The sequence below is a fragment of the Dietzia sp. DQ11-38-2 genome (assembly GCF_014145055.1).
Classification (GTDB): Bacteria; Actinomycetota; Actinomycetes; order Mycobacteriales; family Mycobacteriaceae; genus Dietzia.
The window spans coordinates 1-1,158 of record NZ_JAALDW010000020.1; the positions used below are offsets into that span (position 1 = coordinate 1).

Genomic DNA, 1,158 nt, shown 5'->3' on the forward strand with positions numbered 1-1,158 from the left:
CCTCACCGGCAGGCCGCGCCCCGGTACCCCGGCCCCCGTCACCTCGGCCGGCACCCCAGCTCCGGGAGCGGACATGACCACACCACCAGCGACTACCCCACCAGACACCACGACGGACGTCGGTTTCAGTGTCCCGGTGATCGACCTGAGCCCCTACACCTCGAGCGCCGGCGGTCTCGACAACGGCCCTGCCGTCCGCGAACGCGTCGCCCGCGAGATCGACGCCGCGTGCTCGCAGGTGGGCTTCATGCAGATCGTCGGGCACGGCATCGACGACGCGGTGATCGACGGACTGGCGGGGGCGATCGACGAGTTCTTCGCACTGCCCCCCGAGACCAAGAACGGCTATCGCGTGGCCGGCGCCAATCGCGGGTACAGCCCGCCGAAGAGCGAGACACTCAGCCTGAGCCTGGGAGTCGAGTCAGCCAGCCGGATGAACGACTTCTTCGAGGCGTTCAACGTCGGCGTCGAGGCGCGCTCCTTCCCCGACCTGGCACTGGACGAGGCCGACTACGGGATCAACGTGTGGCCGGAGTGCGGCGACTTCCGGGCCCGGATCGACGCCTACTTCGGCGAGGCCTCGAGGGTCGCGCGGACCCTCACCCGGGCGTTCGCCGACGCGCTCGGTGTCCCACCCGAGGTGTTCACCGACATCACCGGACACTCGATCGACGTGCTGCGGCTGAACAACTACGCCCTGCCCCCGGGCCCGATCACCCTCGACGGCGAACTCACCGGGATGGGCGAGCACACCGACTTCGGCCTGGTGACCGTCCTGTGGGCCGACCGCGTGGCGGGTCTGCAGGTCCTGTCCTCCGACGGCGTGTGGCACGACGTCCAGCCCGTCGAGGGCGGACTGCTGGTGAACCTGGGCGATCTCACCGCGCGGCTGACCGGGGACCGTTGGATGTCCACGCTGCACCGGGTCAAGCCCCCGGTCGTCGACGGGGGGATCGTGCGACGACGCTCGGCGGCGTTCTTCCACGACGGCGACGTCGACGCGGTCGTGGGCACCCTGCCCGGCCTCGCCGGCGCGGACCAGTCCGCGTACGAACCGATCACCGTGCGCGACCACATCGCCGCCAAACTCGCCGGTTCGCGCCAGGGCAGGGCCAACACGGGCGCCGTCCGCGAGGCCGCGCGAGTCCTGGCGGCAGC

General features: G+C 71.1%; 1 protein-coding gene. It reads left to right on the forward strand.

What is annotated here, in order from left to right; genetic code table 11:
• Positions 1-73: 73 nt before the first annotated feature.
• Positions 74-1,158: isopenicillin N synthase family oxygenase (locus G6026_RS00855; RefSeq protein ID WP_182611962.1), on the forward strand; the 1,085-nt coding region annotated here is incomplete at its 3' end.